This is a genomic window from Collimonas sp. GW821-FHT07E08 (assembly GCF_059418905.1).
In genome coordinates this window covers 104,256-119,268 of the sequence record NZ_JBWKQR010000007.1, presented here as the reverse complement: position 1 = coordinate 119,268, position 15,013 = coordinate 104,256, and the positions used below count along the sequence as shown (strand labels likewise).

The 15,013-nt window shown below is 60.7% G+C and carries 13 protein-coding genes and 1 other RNA gene; 10 read left to right on the top strand and 4 right to left on the bottom strand.

What is annotated here, in order from left to right:
• Positions 1-9: 9 nt before the first annotated feature.
• The 4 genes from AC07RZ_RS10880 to AC07RZ_RS10865 all read left to right on the top strand — a co-directional run bounded on the left by AC07RZ_RS10880 (position 10) and on the right by AC07RZ_RS10865 (position 6,367).
• Positions 10-1,800 carry an acyl-CoA dehydrogenase C-terminal domain-containing protein gene (locus AC07RZ_RS10880; protein ID WP_144739979.1) on the top strand — a complete coding sequence of 597 codons (1,791 nt, stop codon included), beginning with the start codon at positions 10-12 and terminating at the stop codon, positions 1,798-1,800.
• A 73-nt stretch (positions 1,801-1,873) separates the two neighbouring features.
• Positions 1,874-4,261: a 3-hydroxyacyl-CoA dehydrogenase/enoyl-CoA hydratase family protein gene (locus AC07RZ_RS10875; protein WP_494667946.1), complete on the top strand. Its 2,388-nt coding sequence runs from the start codon at positions 1,874-1,876 to the stop codon at positions 4,259-4,261.
• Positions 4,262-4,278: 17 nt separating this feature from the next.
• Positions 4,279-5,472 carry an acetyl-CoA C-acyltransferase gene (locus AC07RZ_RS10870; RefSeq protein WP_144739975.1) on the top strand — a complete coding sequence of 398 codons (1,194 nt, stop codon included), beginning with the start codon at positions 4,279-4,281 and terminating at the stop codon, positions 5,470-5,472.
• Between the two features lie 130 nt (positions 5,473-5,602).
• The gene (locus tag AC07RZ_RS10865) at positions 5,603-6,367 is read left to right on the top strand and encodes an enoyl-CoA hydratase (protein ID WP_494667945.1); all 765 of its coding nucleotides are present in this window, start codon (positions 5,603-5,605) and stop codon (positions 6,365-6,367) included.
• Positions 6,368-6,448: 81 nt separating this feature from the next.
• On the opposite strand, the gene AC07RZ_RS10860 is transcribed toward AC07RZ_RS10865, so the two are convergent.
• The 4 genes from AC07RZ_RS10860 to AC07RZ_RS10845 form a co-directional block, all read right to left on the bottom strand.
• Entirely contained in the window at positions 6,449-6,598 is a 150-nt protein-coding gene (locus AC07RZ_RS10860) for an entericidin A/B family lipoprotein (RefSeq protein ID WP_342828791.1), read from the bottom strand.
• A 70-nt stretch (positions 6,599-6,668) separates the two neighbouring features.
• On the bottom strand, positions 6,669-7,340 hold the full coding sequence (locus AC07RZ_RS10855; RefSeq protein ID WP_144739969.1) for a MarC family protein: 672 nt from the start codon (positions 7,338-7,340) through the stop codon (positions 6,669-6,671).
• Positions 7,341-7,424: 84 nt separating this feature from the next.
• Complete coding sequence (locus AC07RZ_RS10850) at positions 7,425-8,342, bottom strand: ornithine cyclodeaminase family protein (RefSeq protein WP_494667944.1); 918 nt, start codon at positions 8,340-8,342, stop codon at positions 7,425-7,427.
• On the bottom strand, positions 8,339-9,622 hold the full coding sequence (locus tag AC07RZ_RS10845) for a D-amino acid dehydrogenase (RefSeq protein WP_494667943.1): 1,284 nt from the start codon (positions 9,620-9,622) through the stop codon (positions 8,339-8,341). The genes AC07RZ_RS10850 and AC07RZ_RS10845 overlap by 4 nt, the downstream gene beginning before the upstream one ends.
• Before the next feature lie 184 nt (positions 9,623-9,806).
• On the opposite strand from AC07RZ_RS10845, the gene rnpB reads away from it, so the two are divergent.
• The 6 genes from rnpB to AC07RZ_RS10815 all read left to right on the top strand — a co-directional run bounded on the left by rnpB (position 9,807) and on the right by AC07RZ_RS10815 (position 14,634).
• Positions 9,807-10,132, top strand: an RNA gene (gene rnpB / locus AC07RZ_RS10840) — RNase P RNA component class A.
• 135 nt (positions 10,133-10,267) lie between these two features.
• Positions 10,268-10,822: a fasciclin domain-containing protein gene (locus AC07RZ_RS10835; protein WP_494667942.1), complete on the top strand. Its 555-nt coding sequence runs from the start codon at positions 10,268-10,270 to the stop codon at positions 10,820-10,822.
• Between the two features lie 170 nt (positions 10,823-10,992).
• Positions 10,993-12,153 carry an acyl-CoA dehydrogenase family protein gene (locus tag AC07RZ_RS10830; protein WP_144739957.1) on the top strand — a complete coding sequence of 387 codons (1,161 nt, stop codon included), beginning with the start codon at positions 10,993-10,995 and terminating at the stop codon, positions 12,151-12,153.
• Positions 12,150-12,944, top strand: coding sequence for an enoyl-CoA hydratase (locus tag AC07RZ_RS10825; RefSeq protein WP_494667941.1), 795 nt, complete (start codon positions 12,150-12,152; stop codon positions 12,942-12,944). Before AC07RZ_RS10830 ends, AC07RZ_RS10825 begins: the two co-directional genes overlap by 4 nt.
• Positions 12,941-14,104, top strand: coding sequence for an enoyl-CoA hydratase/isomerase family protein (locus tag AC07RZ_RS10820; protein WP_494667940.1), 1,164 nt, complete (start codon positions 12,941-12,943; stop codon positions 14,102-14,104). Before AC07RZ_RS10825 ends, AC07RZ_RS10820 begins: the two co-directional genes overlap by 4 nt.
• Entirely contained in the window at positions 14,065-14,634 is a 570-nt protein-coding gene (locus tag AC07RZ_RS10815; protein ID WP_494667939.1) for a DsrE family protein, read from the top strand. The genes AC07RZ_RS10820 and AC07RZ_RS10815 overlap by 40 nt, the downstream gene beginning before the upstream one ends.
• Positions 14,635-15,013: the final 379 nt, after the last annotated feature.

The following is a 15,013-nucleotide window of genomic DNA, read 5'->3' as shown; positions in this document are numbered from 1 at the left end:
GAGAGCACCATGGGTCAATACGTCGCGCCACTGCGGGATATGCAATTCGTCATGCACGAGTTGCTGCATGTAGAAGATGAACTGAAACAATTGCCGAAGCATGCCGAGATCGATGCCGACATCATCAACCAAGTGCTGGAAGAGGGCGGCAAGTTCACCTCCGAAGTACTGTTCCCGCTGAACCACTCCGGCGACCGCGAAGGCTGCCACCACGACAAGGCCAGCCACACGGTGACCACGCCCAAGGGTTTCAAGGAAGCCTACAAGCAGTACGTGGAAGCCGGCTGGCCTGCGCTGTCCTGCGATCCGGAATTCGGCGGCCAGGGCCTGCCGCTGGTGATGAACAATTCTTTCTATGAAATGCTGAATTCGTCGAACCAGGCCTGGACCATGTACCCGGGCTTGTCGCACGGCGCCTACGAGTGCCTGCACGCCCACGGCACGCCGGAGCAGCAGGCAATGTACCTGCCCAAGCTGGTTTCGGGCGAATGGACCGGCACCATGTGCCTGACCGAAGCGCATTGCGGCACCGACCTCGGCCTGCTGCGCTCGAAAGCCGAGCCGCAAGCCGACGGTTCCTACAGCATCACCGGCAGCAAGATTTTCATCTCGGCCGGCGAGCACGACATGTCGGCCAACATCCTGCACCTGGTGCTGGCGCGTTTGCCAGGCGCGCCGGAAGGTTCGAAAGGCATCTCCCTGTTCCTGGTGCCGAAATTCCTGCCGAACGCTGACGGTTCCCTGGGCGCGCGCAATCCGATTACTTGCGGCGCGATCGAAGAAAAAATGGGCATCCACGGCAATTCGACCTGCCAGATGAACCTGGACGGCGCCACCGGCTGGATCATCGGCGGCGCGCATAAAGGCTTGAACGCGATGTTCGTGTTCATGAACGCAGCCCGCCTCGGCGTCGGCATGCAAGGCCTGGGCCTGACTGAAGTCGCTTACCAGAACGCGCTGGTGTACGCCAAGGACCGGCTGCAGATGCGCAGCCTGTCGGGCATCAAGGCCAAGGACAAGCCAGCCGATCCGATCATCGTCCATCCAGACGTGCGCCGCATGCTGCTGACGGCAAAAGCGTATGCTGAAGGCGCCCGCGCATTCTGTTCCTACGTCGCGCTGCAGCTGGACAAGGAGCTGAACCATCCCGATGAAGCAGTGCGCAAGGATGCAGCTGATGAAGTTGCGTTGCTGACTCCTGTGGTCAAGGCCTTCATCACCGATAACGCCTGGACGGCGACGTCGGAGTGCATGCAGGTGTACGGCGGCCACGGCTTCATCGCCGAATGGGGCATGGAGCAATATGTGCGCGATGCCCGCATCAACATGATCTACGAAGGCACCAACACCATCCAGTCGCTGGATCTGCTGGGCCGCAAGGTATTGATGGACAACGGCGCCAAGTTGAAGAAATTCGGCGCCAAGGTGCAGGCGTTCATCGAAGAGAATGGCGCTGACGAAGCCTTGTCGGAATTCATCACGCCGCTGGCCGATCTCGGCGACAAGGTCAGCAAGCTGACCATGGAAATCGGCATGAAGGCTTTCCAGAATCCTGACGAAGCAGGCGCCGCGGCAGTGCCTTACCTGCGCGTGGTGGGCCATCTGGTATATGCCTACTTCTTTGCGCAAATGGCAAAGATCGCTTTGGCCAAGCAAGATTCAGGTGACAAGTTCTACGTTTCCAAGCTGGCTACCGCACGTTTCTATTTCGCCCGCCTGCTGCCGGAAACCGCAATGCTGATTCGCCAGGCACGTTCCGGTTCGGCCAGCCTGATGGCGCTGGATGCGGATTTATTCTAATTAAGCCGTAGGGTGGGCATGCGCTGAAGCTACGCATGTCCACGTCCCCAACAGACTGACCAAGGAGATACAAGTGTCCAATTTCATCGTTAAAAAAGTCGCCGTACTCGGCGCCGGCGTGATGGGTGCGCAAATTGCCGCCCACTGCCTCAACGCCAAGGTGCCGGTAGTGCTGTTCGACCTGCCGGCCAAGGAAGGCCCGAAAAACGGGATCGTCCTGCGCGCCATTGAAAACCTGAAGAAGCTCAGCCCGGCGCCGCTCGGCAACAAGGATGACGCATCGCTGATCGAAGTCGCCAACTACGAAGACAACCTGGATGTGCTGGCCGGCTGCGACCTGATCATCGAAGCCATCGCCGAGCGCATGGACTGGAAGCATGACTTGTACAAGAAGGTTGCGCCGCACATTGCGCCGAACGCGATTTTCGCTTCCAACACTTCGGGACTGTCGATCACCGCCTTGTCGGAAGGTTTCGACGCTGAACTGAAAGCACGCTTCTGCGGTGTGCACTTTTTCAACCCGCCGCGCTATATGCACCTGGTTGAACTGATTCCTACCGCGACCACCAAGCCGGAAATCCTCGACCAGCTGGAAGGCTTCCTCGCTACTACGCTGGGCAAGGGCGTGGTCCGCGCCAAAGATACGCCAAACTTCATCGCCAACCGCGTGGGCGTGTTCGGCATCCTGTCGACCGTGCACCAGGCTGAAAAATTCGGCCTGTCGGTCGACGTGGTGGATGACCTGACCGGCGCCAAGCTGGGCCGCGCCAAGTCCGGCACATTCCGTACCGCCGACGTGGTCGGCCTGGACACCATGGGACATGTGATCAAGACCATGCAGGACAACCTGAAGGACGATCCTTTCTACGGCGTGTACGCAACGCCGCCGCTGCTGGCCAAGCTGGTTGAGCAGGGCGCGCTGGGCCAGAAGGCCGGCGCCGGTTTCTACAAGAAGGTCGGCAAGGACATCCTGCGCATCGATGCGGCCAAAGGCGAGTACGTTGCCGGCGGCGGCAAGGCCGACGAACTGGTGGCGCGCATCCTGAAAGACAAGGATCCGGTCAAGCGCATGAAAACCCTGCGCGAATCGAGCAATCCGCAAGCGCAGTTCCTGTGGGCCATCTTCCGCGACGGTTTTCATTACATCGCTGTCCACATGGAATCGATCGCCGACAATGCGCGCGACATCGATTTCGCCATGCGCTGGGGCTTCGGCTGGAGCGTAGGTCCGTTCGAGATCTGGCAAGCCGCCGACTGGCAGCAGATCGCCGGCTGGGTCAAGGAAGATATCGACGCCGGCAAGGCGCTGTGCAATGCGCCGCTGCCAGCCTGGGTATTCGACGGCCGCACCGGCGTGCACGCTGCCGACGGTTCTTATTCGCCGGCGAAGAAAGCCAACGTCGCCCGTTCCACCTTGCCGGTCTACGAGCGCCAGGTATTCCGCGCGCCGTTGCTGGGCGAAGGCGTAGCCGACGGCAAGACTGCCGGCACTACCGTATTCGAGGACGACTCGGTGCGCGCATGGCATCAGAACGACGAAGTGCTGGTCCTGTCGTTCAAGACCAAGATGCACGTGATCGGACCTGGCGTCATCGCCGGCCTGAACAAAGCCGTGGCGGAAGCCGAAAAGAATTACAAGGGCCTGGTGCTGTGGCATGCGGATGCGGCTGAAGGCGGCGCATTTTCGGCTGGCGCGGACTTGCAATCGATGCTGCCTTTGTTCATGTCGGGCGGCGCCAAGGCGATCGAACCGATGGTCGCCGAGCTGCAGCAGGCTTTCATGGGCCTCAAGTATGCGAGCGTGCCAGTGGTCGCCGCGGTGGCCGGCCTGGCGTTGGGCGGCGGCTGCGAACTGGCGTTGCATACGGCCAAGCGCGTGGCGTCGATCGAGTCGTATATCGGCCTGGTTGAAGTCGGCGTCGGCCTGATCCCGGCCGGCGGCGGTTTGAAGGAAGCGGCAGTACGCGCTGCCAACGATGCCAAGGGCAACGACATCCTGCAATTCCTGAAGACTTCTTTCCTCAACGCGGCAACCGCCAACGTGTCGAAATCGGCCTTGCAAGCGAAGAGCATGGGCTACCTGAAGGCCGACGATGTCATCGTGTTCAATGCCTACGAGCTGCTGCATGTGGCCAAGGTCGAAGCGCGCGCCATGTTCGACGCTGGCTATCGTCCGCCGCTGAAAGCGCAGATCCCGGTCATCGGCCGTTACGGCGTTGCGACCATCCTGGCGCAGCTGGTCAACATGCGCGACGGTGGTTTCATCTCCGCCCATGACTACAAGCTGGGCAGCATGATCGCCAACATCGTCTGCGGCGGCGAAGTGGAAGAGGGCAGCGTAGTGAATGAACAATGGTTGCTGGACCTGGAACGCAAAGCGTTCGTCGAACTGCTGAACAACCCTAAGACGCAAGAGCGGATCATGGGCATGATGCAGACCGGCAAACCAGTGCGCAACTAATCAAACAGGAGCAGGAAATGACTAAACAACTTCAAGATGCGTACATCGTCGCCGCTACCCGCACGCCAATCGGCAAGGCGCCGCGCGGCATGTTCAAGAACACGCGCCCGGACGACCTGCTGGTGCGCGTAATGCAATCGGCGCTGGCGCAAGTGCCGGGCTTGGATCCGAAACTGATCGAAGATGCGATCATCGGCTGTTCGTTCCCGGAAGGCGCGCAAGGCTTGAACATGGCGCGCAACGCCGTGTTGCTGGCTGGCTTGCCGAACACCATCGGCGGCGTCACCATCAACCGTTATTGCGCTTCCGGCATCACCGCAGTCGCGATGGCGGCTGACCGCATCCGCGTCGGCCAGGCCGATGTGATGTTCGCAGGCGGCGCCGAATCGATGTCGATGGTGCCGATGATGGGTTTCCATCCGTCGGTCAACATGGACGTGTTCAAGGATGAAAACATCGGCATGGCCTACGGCATGGGGCTGACCGGTGAAAGAGTGGCGCAGCAATGGAAAGTGTCGCGCGAAGCGCAGGATGCATTCGCGCTGGAATCGCACCGTCGTGCGCTGGCGGCGCAGGCGGCCGGCGAGTTCAAGGATGAAATGACTTCGGTCGAGATCATCGAGCGTTTCCCTAACCTGGCGACCGGCCAGATCGATATCAAGACCCGTACCGTCGATCGCGACGAAGGCGCGCGCGAATCCACCATGGAAGGCCTGGCCAAGCTGAAGGCAGTGTTTGCCGCCAAGGGCACGGTCACTGCGGGCAACTCCTCGCAGACTTCGGACGGCGCCGGTGCGCTGATCCTGGTCAGCGAAAAGATCCTGAAGCAGTTCAACCTGACGCCGCTGGCGCGTTTCGCTTCGTTTGCAGTGCGCGGCGTACCGCCGGAAATCATGGGCATCGGTCCTAAGGAAGCGATACCGGCAGCGTTGCGCGCCGCCGGCATCACCCAGGACCAGCTGGACTGGATCGAACTGAACGAAGCGTTTGCAGCGCAATCGCTGGCCGTGATCCAGGACCTCGGCCTCGATCCGGCCAAGGTCAACCCGATGGGCGGCGCGATCGCCCTCGGCCATCCGCTGGGTGCAACCGGTGCGATCCGTTCGGCAACCACGATCCACGCCATGCGCCGCCACAACCTGAAGTACGGCATGGTCACCATGTGCGTCGGCACCGGCATGGGCGCTGCAGGTATTTTCGAGCGCATGTAATCAAGTTATCCAGATTGTCATAAGCAATCGTCAAAAACAGAAAAAGCCGTACAGCTACCGCCGTGCGGTTTTTTTTGTATCTTCAATTGAATCAAGGCGTTGCACACTGCGCGCCGAACCGGAGTAGAAAATGGATATATTGACCAGCAAGGAAAACGGCATCCTGACGATTGAATTCAATCGCCTGGAAAAGAAAAATGCAATTACCGCCGCCATGTACCAGACCATGGTCGACGCCTTGAAAGATGCCGAGAGCGATAGCGCGGTTAGGGCGATCCTGTTTACCGGCAAGCCGCAGATTTTCAGCGCCGGCAACGACCTCGAAGATTTCATGAAGAACCGGCCGACCGGTTCCGACAGCCCGGTGTTCCAGTTCCTGTGGCAGATCAGCCATGCCAGCAAGCCGCTGGTGGCAGCGGTGGCGGGCGCCGCGGTCGGCATCGGCACCACCCTGCTGATGCATTGCGACCTGGTGTATGCCGCCGACAATGCGCGTTTCTCGATGCCGTTCACGCAGCTCGGCCTGTGCCCGGAGGCGGCTTCCAGCCTGATCCTGCCGCAAATCGCAGGCTACCAGCGGGCGGCGGAAAAGCTCCTGCTGGGCGAGGCTTTTACGGCAGAGGAAGCCAATGCCATGGGCCTGGTCAACAAGGTGCTGCCAGCTGAAGAATTGCAGGCGTTCGCGCGAGCACAGGCGGCCAAGCTGGTTGCTTTGCCGGCGGCTTCGATCCGCGTCACCAAGCGCCTCATGAAAGGCGGCCAGACCGCGGCAGTGGAAGCGCAGATGAAGCAGGAGGTCGAGCACTTCGGTGCGATGCTGGCTGCGCCAGAGGCGGCCGAGGCGTTCATGGCTTTCTTCGAAAAACGCAAGCCTGATTTCAGCAAGTTTGCCTGATGCACCGCGATGCTTGCATGACGTGAATAAAAAACCCGACGCCAGGCCGGGTTTTTTTTATCTGCAAAGCATCGCAGGAAACTACATTTTCTTTTGCACGTCCTGAGCCGCGTCTTGTACCTTTTCACCACCGGTTTGCACGTCCTTGCCGACACCGGCCATCGTGTTGCACGCTGACAGCGCGCCCAGCATGCCAAACATCGCTGCAACTACCATCATCTTCTTCAGCATAGTGTGCTCCTAATGAGTTGGTGAGGCAGTAATCTTATCACTAGAATTCCGCAAAATCAGAAAAAGTGATTTAGTGCGCTTGCCACAACAATAATAAGCCGCTCACTCCGTCCCACAGGATTTGCACGCCGATGCACAGCAAGATGAATGAAGTCATGCGCTGCATGACGGTGGTGCCGGTCTCGCCCAGCATGCGTATCAGCACGCCGGCAAAACGATTGCTGAGATAGACCGCCAATGCCGCCAGTGCAAGGCCGGCGACGGCGGCGACCATGGACAGCGGCAGCGGCACGTTCGGCACGCGCACGCCGGCGCCCAGGGTGATGGCGACCGAGATCGAACCGGGGCCGACCGTGAGCGGAAACGCCAGCGGATAAAAAGCCTTCTTCGAGGCCAGCTGTTCGGTCCAGAGCGATGCAGGCACCGCTTCCGCCATCGGCGTTTCATCGGAGTTCAGCATTTTCCAGGCAGTGGCCACCACCAGCAGGCCGCCGGCGACTTTCACCACCGGCAGCGACAGGCCGAAAAAAGCCAGCACATGGGTACCGATGAACATGCCGCCCATCAGCAGCAGGAAGGAGTTGATGGCCACCCCGCGCGCCAGCGAATTGCGGGTGGCGTCGGAAGCGGAGATGGTCAGCGCATGGAAAATCGGCGCGCCGCCGGGCGGATTCATGATCGGCAACAGTGCCGCCAGCACAAACAGCACGGTCTTCAGGAAGCTCAGCAGGTGGAATTCCATGTGTGTTTGTCGTCAGTAGTCATCGGTGGCCCGATTCTAGACTGACGGCATGGCGGCGGCAAGCAATCCCGCGTGTAACGGGGCTTACCAGCCGAAACGTTGGCAGGCGCGGCGATAAACCAGGCCGGACAGGGCGATGTCTTCGAGGCCGACGCCAATCGCCTTGTAGATCACCAGGTCGTCCGGCTGGCGCTGGTAAGTGCTGCTGCCGTCGACAATCTGGCCCAGCTCCCACACCTGGTCCCAGGCGAAAGTGCCGGGCTGGCACAGCAGCAGGTCGCCGGCTTCCTGTTGCGCTTGTGGTTTCCATTCGACCACCAGGGTGTTGGCGCGGGCGATCGCGCGGTCGTCGAGTTCGCGCAGGTTGCCTTTGCTAGCGCCTACTGCCGCCACGAAGGCGCCGGCTTGCAGCAAGTCGCCGGAAAACAGCGGCGTGGCCGAGCGCGTCACAGTGACTACTACGTCGCCGGCCTGGGCTGCTTCGTCGATGCTGACGGCGCGCGCCGGGATGCCGGTCTGCTGCGTGACCTGCTCTGCAAACTGCTGCTGCCCGCTGCGGCCGGCAATCAGGATCTCCTTGAATTTTCGCACCGCCAGCAAAGCCGGCACATGCGAGTGCGCCTGGACCCCGGTGCCGATCACCGCCAGCGTGGACACGTCTTGCCTGGCCAGGTTGTCGGCGGCGACTGCGGTGGCGGCAGCGGTGCGCAGGCCGGTCATGGTGTCGGATTCAATCGCCGCCAGCGGCCGCCCGTCTTCGGTAGAAAACAGCACGGTGACGAAATGAAATTTGCCGTTGATCGTGGTGTAGACCTTGTAACCGGCAATGCCGGCGGCCGGCAGCAATGCGCCCATGCTGGACATCATGACGGGGCCCGCGCTGGTGCGCATCCTGGCCTGCTGCGCGCCTTGTCCGATGCCGGCGAAAGCCTGGCGCATGGCATCGATGGCGTCGCCGGTGTTGATCAGTTCCGCGACTTGCTGGTTGGTGATGAGTTTCATGATGTTCCTTTGCTTGCGCTAAATGAGAAAGGACTGGTGTCGATCGCAGTGGCGCCGCCCGCGATCAGCTGGGCCAGCAGGCTTGCGCTGCCGTGCGCCAGGGTCCAGCCGAGGCTGCCGTGGCCGACATTCAGGTACAGGTTCTTGACTGGGGAAGCGGAAATCAGCGGCACGCCGCTCGGCGTCGCCGGCCGGAATCCGGTCCAGGGCGACAGGCCGGCGCTGTCGGACAAGTCGCCGCAGCCAGGGAACAATTCGCTGACGCCGCGCTTCAGTTCATCGATGGCGGCAGCCGGTATGCTGCGATCCATGCCGACCAGCTCCACCCGCCCCGCAACCCGCAGGCGGTTTCCCAGCCGGGCATAAACGATTTTCCGGGAAAGGTCGGTGATCGACACCTGCGGCGCCGCGGCCTGCGTGGCGGCGTTGTCCAGCGGCACGGTGATGCTGTAGCCCTTGAGCGGGTAAAGCGGCAGCGAGAAGCCGGCGTGGCGTGCAAAATCGGCGCTGGCGGCGCCCAATGCCAATACGAAGGCGTCGGCGGCTATCTGTTCCTGGCCAGCGTGCACCGCTGTCAAGGCGCCATTGCGCATTTCCAGTTTATGGATGCGCTGCGAGTGAGCGAAGCGGAAGCCCGACTGTTGCGACATGGCCCCGACCAGTTGCCGGCAGAACAGTGCGCAGTCGCCCGCTTCTTCGCTCGGGGTATACACGCCGCCAACCCAGTCGCGCTTGGCGTTGGCCAGCGCCGGTTCGATCTGCATGCAGCGCGCGGCGTCGATGATTTCCTGCTGGCAGCCATGGAGGGCCTGGAACTCGATTTGCCTGCGGGCGCCTTCCAGCCCTTTGGCGTCGCCGTACATCACTAGCTTGCCGGCGCGGCGATGCTGGAAATCCAACGGCTGCGCCTGCATCAATTGCTGCAATTGGTCGCGGCTGAAGAACGCCAGCCGCAGCAGGTCGACAGTGGTGTGCCTGACCCGGCTGGCGTTGCAGGCCGCCAGGAACTTGAACAGCCAGCGCCATTGCGCCGGATCCATTTTCGGCCGCAGCGTCAATGGCGAACCGGCGCTGAACAGGTATTCCGGCCAGTGGGTCCAGACCGAAGGATCGGCCAGCGGCGCGACATAGGAGAAACTCAGCTGGGCGCCGTTGCCCAGGCTGGTCTGGCTGCCGGGCAGCGCTTCGGCGTCGACCAGCGTGACTTGGTGGCCGGCTTCCAGCAGCCGGTAGGCGGAAGTGACGCCGATGACGCCGGCGCCCAATACGCAGATGTGCATTTGTCTTGTCCTGTCGGGGATGTGATATCGCTTGCCGTGCTCTTGCAGTGCACAAAGCCATGAATACTATACGTATGCCTCAATATTCTGTCTCATGCTGTTTTGGCATCGTCTACAGGGTCCGATGGCGCAAGTGCAATGAAATAGCGCGGGCTGCCGCTCCCGTTGCGGTAAAATGCGGCCTGAAGTAAGCCAGACAGCCGCTGGCCGGCGCTGCAATGCGCCGGCGGGAGGAAGGTCCGGACTCCATAGAGCAGGGTGACGGTTAACGGCCGTCCGCCGTGAGGCGAGGAATAGGGCCACAGAGACGAGCGTATTAAGTTACGGTGAAACGCGGTAACCTCCACTCGGAGCAATTCCAAATAGGCACGCGTTGATGTTGCTCGCGGAGCGTGCGGGTAGGAAGCTTGAGCGCTGGAGTAATCCAGCGCCTAGAGGAATGGTTGTCATAACGCGAGGGCGCAAGCCTGGACGTCGTAACAGAATCCGGCCTATCGGCTTACTTCATTTTCTTTCGGCAGATGCCATATCGGCATCGCCATCTTCTTGCATGATTTTTTTTGGATCCGGCGAATCCGGTTTCGGGGCAGTTGCGTATATGACTGTGCAGGCTCCGAAAACTGACTTTCTTTCAAAGGAATCATCATGCGCAAACTTACCTATGCCTTGACTTTGTCCGCAACCCTGATTGCCGCCGGCGCGGCTCATGCAGAAGATACCGTGATGGTTGGCGGGCAAAGCATGTATCCCAGCAAGGACATCGTCGACAACGCTGTCAATTCGGCAGACCACACCACCCTGGTAGCCGCGGTAAAAGCTGCGGGCCTGGTGGAAACGCTGAAAGGCAAAGGGCCGTTCACTGTATTTGCCCCGACCAACGCTGCCTTCGCCAAGCTGCCGGCCGGTACGGTCGAAACCTTGGTCAAGCCGGAAAACAAGGCGACCCTGACCAAAATCCTGACTTATCACGTGGTGCCAGGCCGGTATGGCTATGCCAGGCTTGAAAGCGCCATCAAGCAAGGCAATGGCAAGGCAGAATTGCCTACCGCCAGCGGCGGCAAGCTGGCCTTCACGCAAAATGGCCCGCACAATATTGCCGTCACTGACGAAGGCGGCCATAGCGCCAATATCAGCACCTATGACGTGAATCAGTCGAACGGCGTGATCAACGTGATCGATACCGTATTGATGCCTAAATAGTCATAAGGCAGGTAGGCGGTCTCAGGCGACGGCATTCTCTCCGTCGCTTTTTTTTCGTCCAAATGGATTGGGTGACGTTTACGTTAACGTCAATTATTGCTATCCTGCTGGGATAGAAATTGCCGTCAGCAGCAATCACCGATACCCATCCGATTTGGAGGCAGACCACCATGGATTTCGAATTATCAGAGGAGCAACGCGCGTTCCAGCAGACCGCGCGTGATTTCGCAGCAGGAGAACTGGCGCCGCATGCCGCCAAGTGGGATGCCGAGAGTATCTTCCCGACCGATGTCATCGCCAAGGCGGGCGAACTGGGTTTCTGCGGTTTGTACACGCCTGAAGAAGCGGGCGGCCTGGGTTTGTCGCGGCTGGACGCCACCATCGTATTCGAAGAACTTGCGCGCGGCTGCACCTCGACCACGGCCTATCTGACGATCCATAACATGGTGAGCTGGATGATCGCCAACTGGGCCACGCCGGCAGTGCGTACAGCCTGGTGCGGCAAGCTGGCGAGCGGCCAGAAGCTGGGCTCCTATTGCCTGACCGAACCGGGTTCAGGCTCGGACGCTGCGTCTTTGAAAACCAGCGCGCAATTGGTTAACGGTGAGTATGTGATCAACGGCTCCAAGGCTTTCATTTCCGGCGCCGGCGCTACCGATGTCCTGGTCTTGATGGCGCGCACCGGCGCCGGCGGCGCCCATGGCGTGTCGGCTTTCGTGGTGCCGGCCGATACGCCGGGCATCAGTTATGGCCGCAAGGAAGAAAAGATGGGCTGGAACAGCCAGCCGACGCGCACCATCAGCTTCGATAACGTGCGGATTCCCGCCGATCACCTGCTGGGACAAGAAGGCGAAGGTTTCCGCCTGGCGATGCGCGGCCTCGATGGCGGCCGCATCAATATCGCTACCTGCTCGGTCGGCACCGCCCAGGCGGCACTGGATGCAGCGCACGCGTACATGAGCGAGCGGCGGCAATTCAACCGGCCGCTGTCGGATTTCCAGGCGCTGCAGTTCAAGCTGGCCGACATGCAGACCGAGCTGGTGGCCGCGCGCCAGATGGTGCGCCTGGCCGCCTGCAAGCTGGACGCCAAGGATCCGAATGCGACGACATACTGTGCGATGGCGAAACGCTTTGCCACCGACATCGGCTTCCAGATCTGCAACGAAGCGCTGCAGATCCACGGCGGTTACGGCTACATCCGGGAATACCCGCTGGAGCGCCATTTCCGCGATGTGCGCGTGCACCAGATCCTGGAAGGCACCAATGAAATCATGCGCGTGATCATTGCCCGCCAGTTGCTGAGCAGCGCATCCAACGAGGACATCCGATGAATAGCGACAACACTACCTACACCAACCTGCGGCTGGAAATCATCAGCCACACCGCCGTCGTCACGATGGCCAATCCACCGGCCAATACCTGGACCGGCGCCGCCCTGCGCGACCTGACGCGCCTGGTCCAGGACTTGAATGCGGACAAGGGTATCTACAGCCTGGTGCTCACCGGCGAAGGCGGGAAATTCTTTTGCGCCGGCGCCGACCTGAAACTGTTCGCCGATGGCGACAAGGTCATGGCGCGCGAAATGGCGCGCCGCTTCGGCGAGGCATTCGAAACCCTGTCGGGCTTCCGCGGCGTCTCGATTGCCGCCATCAACGGCTACGCCATGGGCGGCGGTTTGGAGTGTGCGCTGGCCTGCGACTTGCGCATCGCCGAGGAGCACGCGCAGATGGCTTTGCCCGAGGCTGCGGTCGGTCTGCTGCCTTGCGCCGGCGGCACCCAGAACCTGCCGTGGCTGGTGGGCGAAGGCTGGGCCAAACGCATGATCTTGTGCGGCGAGCGGGTCAATGCTGAAACGGCATTGCGCATCGGCCTGGTCGAAGAAGTGGTCAAGCAGGGCGAGGTCAGGCAGCGCGCGCTGGCGCTGGCCGAGCAGGTTAGCAAGCAGAGCCCGTCCAGCATCAGCGCCTGCAAGAAACTGATCCAGGGCGCGCGCGGCAATCCCCTGGCGAACTTGCTGCCGGTGGAGCGCGAATTGTTCCTCGACCTGTTTGATACCCAGGATCAAAAGGAAGGCGTGAATGCCTTCCTGCAAAAGCGTCCGGCTGTGTGGAGCAATCAATGATGGCAGAAGTGAATATGACGGCGGCGCCGGCCTTGTTCGAAGAGCTGGCGGCCGAAAATGGCAAACGCATCGGCGTCGCCACGCTGAATGTCGAAAAGACGCTGAATGCGATATCGCTGGAAATGGTGGACCTGCTGGACCAGCAATTGCGTGCATGGGCCGCCGATCCGCAACTGGCGATGGTGGTGTTGCAGGCTGCCGGCGAAAAGGCTTTTTGCGCCGGCGGCGACTTGCAGGGTTTGTACCGCACCATGCTGGACCAGCATGCCGCCGGCAAGCCGGAAGATATTCGCAGCAATACTTACGCCTGCGATTTTTTCGAGCGCGAATACCGGCTCGACTACCTGATCCATACGTATCCGAAACCGATCCTGGCCTGGGGCCATGGCATCGTGATGGGCGGCGGCATCGGCCTGATGGCGGGCGCCAGCCACCGCGTGGTGACCGAGAAGTCGCGGCTGGCGATGCCGGAGATTACGATCGGCCTGTATCCGGACGTGGGCGGCACCTGGTTCCTGAACCGCATGCCGGGCCAGGCCGGTTTGTTCCTGGCCTTGAGCGGGGCTTCCATCGGTGCGGCCGACGCCATTTTTGCGCGGCTGGCCGACTACCAGGTCAGCCATGCGCAAAAGCAGGCGGTGCTGGCTGCCTTGCTTGACCAGCCTTGGGATGGCAGGCAGGATGATGTGTTGCTGAGCCGGGTTCTGCTGGATGCCCAAGGTCAGGGGGCGGCGGCTTTCGAGGCCGCGCCGGCTCCATTGCAGCAGCATTTCGCATTGATCAACCGGCTGTGCGGCGCGCCGACCCTGGCGGAGGTGGTGGACAATATCGTCACGCTGGAAACCGAAGACCAGTGGCTGCAAAGAGGCATCGCCACGCTGGCCGCCGGCAGCCCCGGCTCGGCCTGGCTGTCGCACGCCCTGCAGAAGCGGGCGCGGCACATGTCGCTGGCGGAAGTGTTCCGCCTCGAATATGTGGTTTCTCTGCACTGTGCCGCCCGCGCCGATTTTGCCGAAGGCATCCGGGCCCTGATCATCGACAAGGACCGCCAGCCGAAATGGCAGCCAGCAACCTTGGCCGCGGTGGCAGACGATTGGGGCAACGGTTTTTTCGCCAATCCATGGACAGGAAAAAATCATCCGTTGGCGGATTTGATTTAACGTCGATGCACTTACAGGCCTTCGATAAATCAGCGTTATCCTATTCGTTCGTTTTCCATTCGGGGGCACATATGCAACGACGCAACATACTATGGACTATGTTCTCATCAATCGGCGCGGCAGCTGTCCTTGCCGGCACCGCGTCGCGCGCCAATGCGGTAGGCGTTGCGGGCGTGGATAAAGCCAAGGTCGCCTATCACCTGAATGAACTTGATAAAGCCGGTTTCGTACTCGGCAATATCCAGAATCATTTCGACGGCATGGGAGGGCCGGACCGGGTCAAAATCAATCTGGTCATACATGGCGCGGCGCTCAAGGCGTTTTACTCAACGCAGGCAAGCCCGGAATTGAGCGCGCAGGTGGCCGGGCTGGCAAAAATGGGACTCGGGTTGAATGCCTGCATCAATACGATGAAGGCACAGAACGTATCGCTGAAAGATCTGCTGCCAGGTTTTACCGTTGCCGATAAAGGCGCAGTTGTGTTGCTCGCCGATCTGCAGTCGCAGGGGTACGCTTATTTGAAGCCATGACGGGACTGGGAATGATTGGCCGCATCGCGCAGAAAACCCGCGTCCCGCTGGATTGGCGACAATAAATCGACTCTGACCCTAATTAATTCCAAGCCTTGTCGGGGGAGGCCGGGATACGGTGCGGGTTGTCAATATGGCATATCTCTGCTGATCCGGGCTCTCGTCAGTATAATAAATTTCCTATATGAAACATATCGATAGGGCGATAATTGGGCGGTTTGTCGTGGAGGAAGGCGGCGCCGCACGGGGATGAAAGCGCGGTTTTCAGGGCGTGCGTGCAGCGGGTATAAGGATTTGATTCTCCTTGATAACATCTTCGGTTACCCCTTATACTTCGAAGGTTTTAGCTTGTGCGTACAGGCGACTTGTTCGGTGTCGA

Bases quoted from the DNA above. Each gene is read 5' to 3' on its own strand.
- AC07RZ_RS10880 (WP_144739979.1), top strand. From the start codon at position 10: ATGGGTCAATACGTCGCGCCACTGCGGGATATGCAATTCGTCATGCAC.
- AC07RZ_RS10870 (WP_144739975.1), top strand. From the start codon at position 4,279: ATGACTAAACAACTTCAAGATGCGTACATCGTCGCCGCTACCCGCACG.
- AC07RZ_RS10865 (WP_494667945.1), top strand. From the start codon at position 5,603: ATGGATATATTGACCAGCAAGGAAAACGGCATCCTGACGATTGAATTC.
- AC07RZ_RS10860 (WP_342828791.1), bottom strand. From the start codon at position 6,598: ATGCTGAAGAAGATGATGGTAGTTGCAGCGATGTTTGGCATGCTGGGC.
- AC07RZ_RS10855 (WP_144739969.1), bottom strand. From the start codon at position 7,340: ATGGAATTCCACCTGCTGAGCTTCCTGAAGACCGTGCTGTTTGTGCTG.
- AC07RZ_RS10850 (WP_494667944.1), bottom strand. From the start codon at position 8,342: ATGAAACTCATCACCAACCAGCAAGTCGCGGAACTGATCAACACCGGC.
- AC07RZ_RS10845 (WP_494667943.1), bottom strand. From the start codon at position 9,622: ATGCACATCTGCGTATTGGGCGCCGGCGTCATCGGCGTCACTTCCGCC.
- AC07RZ_RS10835 (WP_494667942.1), top strand. From the start codon at position 10,268: ATGCGCAAACTTACCTATGCCTTGACTTTGTCCGCAACCCTGATTGCC.
- AC07RZ_RS10830 (WP_144739957.1), top strand. From the start codon at position 10,993: ATGGATTTCGAATTATCAGAGGAGCAACGCGCGTTCCAGCAGACCGCG.
- AC07RZ_RS10825 (WP_494667941.1), top strand. From the start codon at position 12,150: ATGAATAGCGACAACACTACCTACACCAACCTGCGGCTGGAAATCATC.
- AC07RZ_RS10820 (WP_494667940.1), top strand. From the start codon at position 12,941: ATGATGGCAGAAGTGAATATGACGGCGGCGCCGGCCTTGTTCGAAGAG.
- AC07RZ_RS10815 (WP_494667939.1), top strand. From the start codon at position 14,065: ATGGACAGGAAAAAATCATCCGTTGGCGGATTTGATTTAACGTCGATG.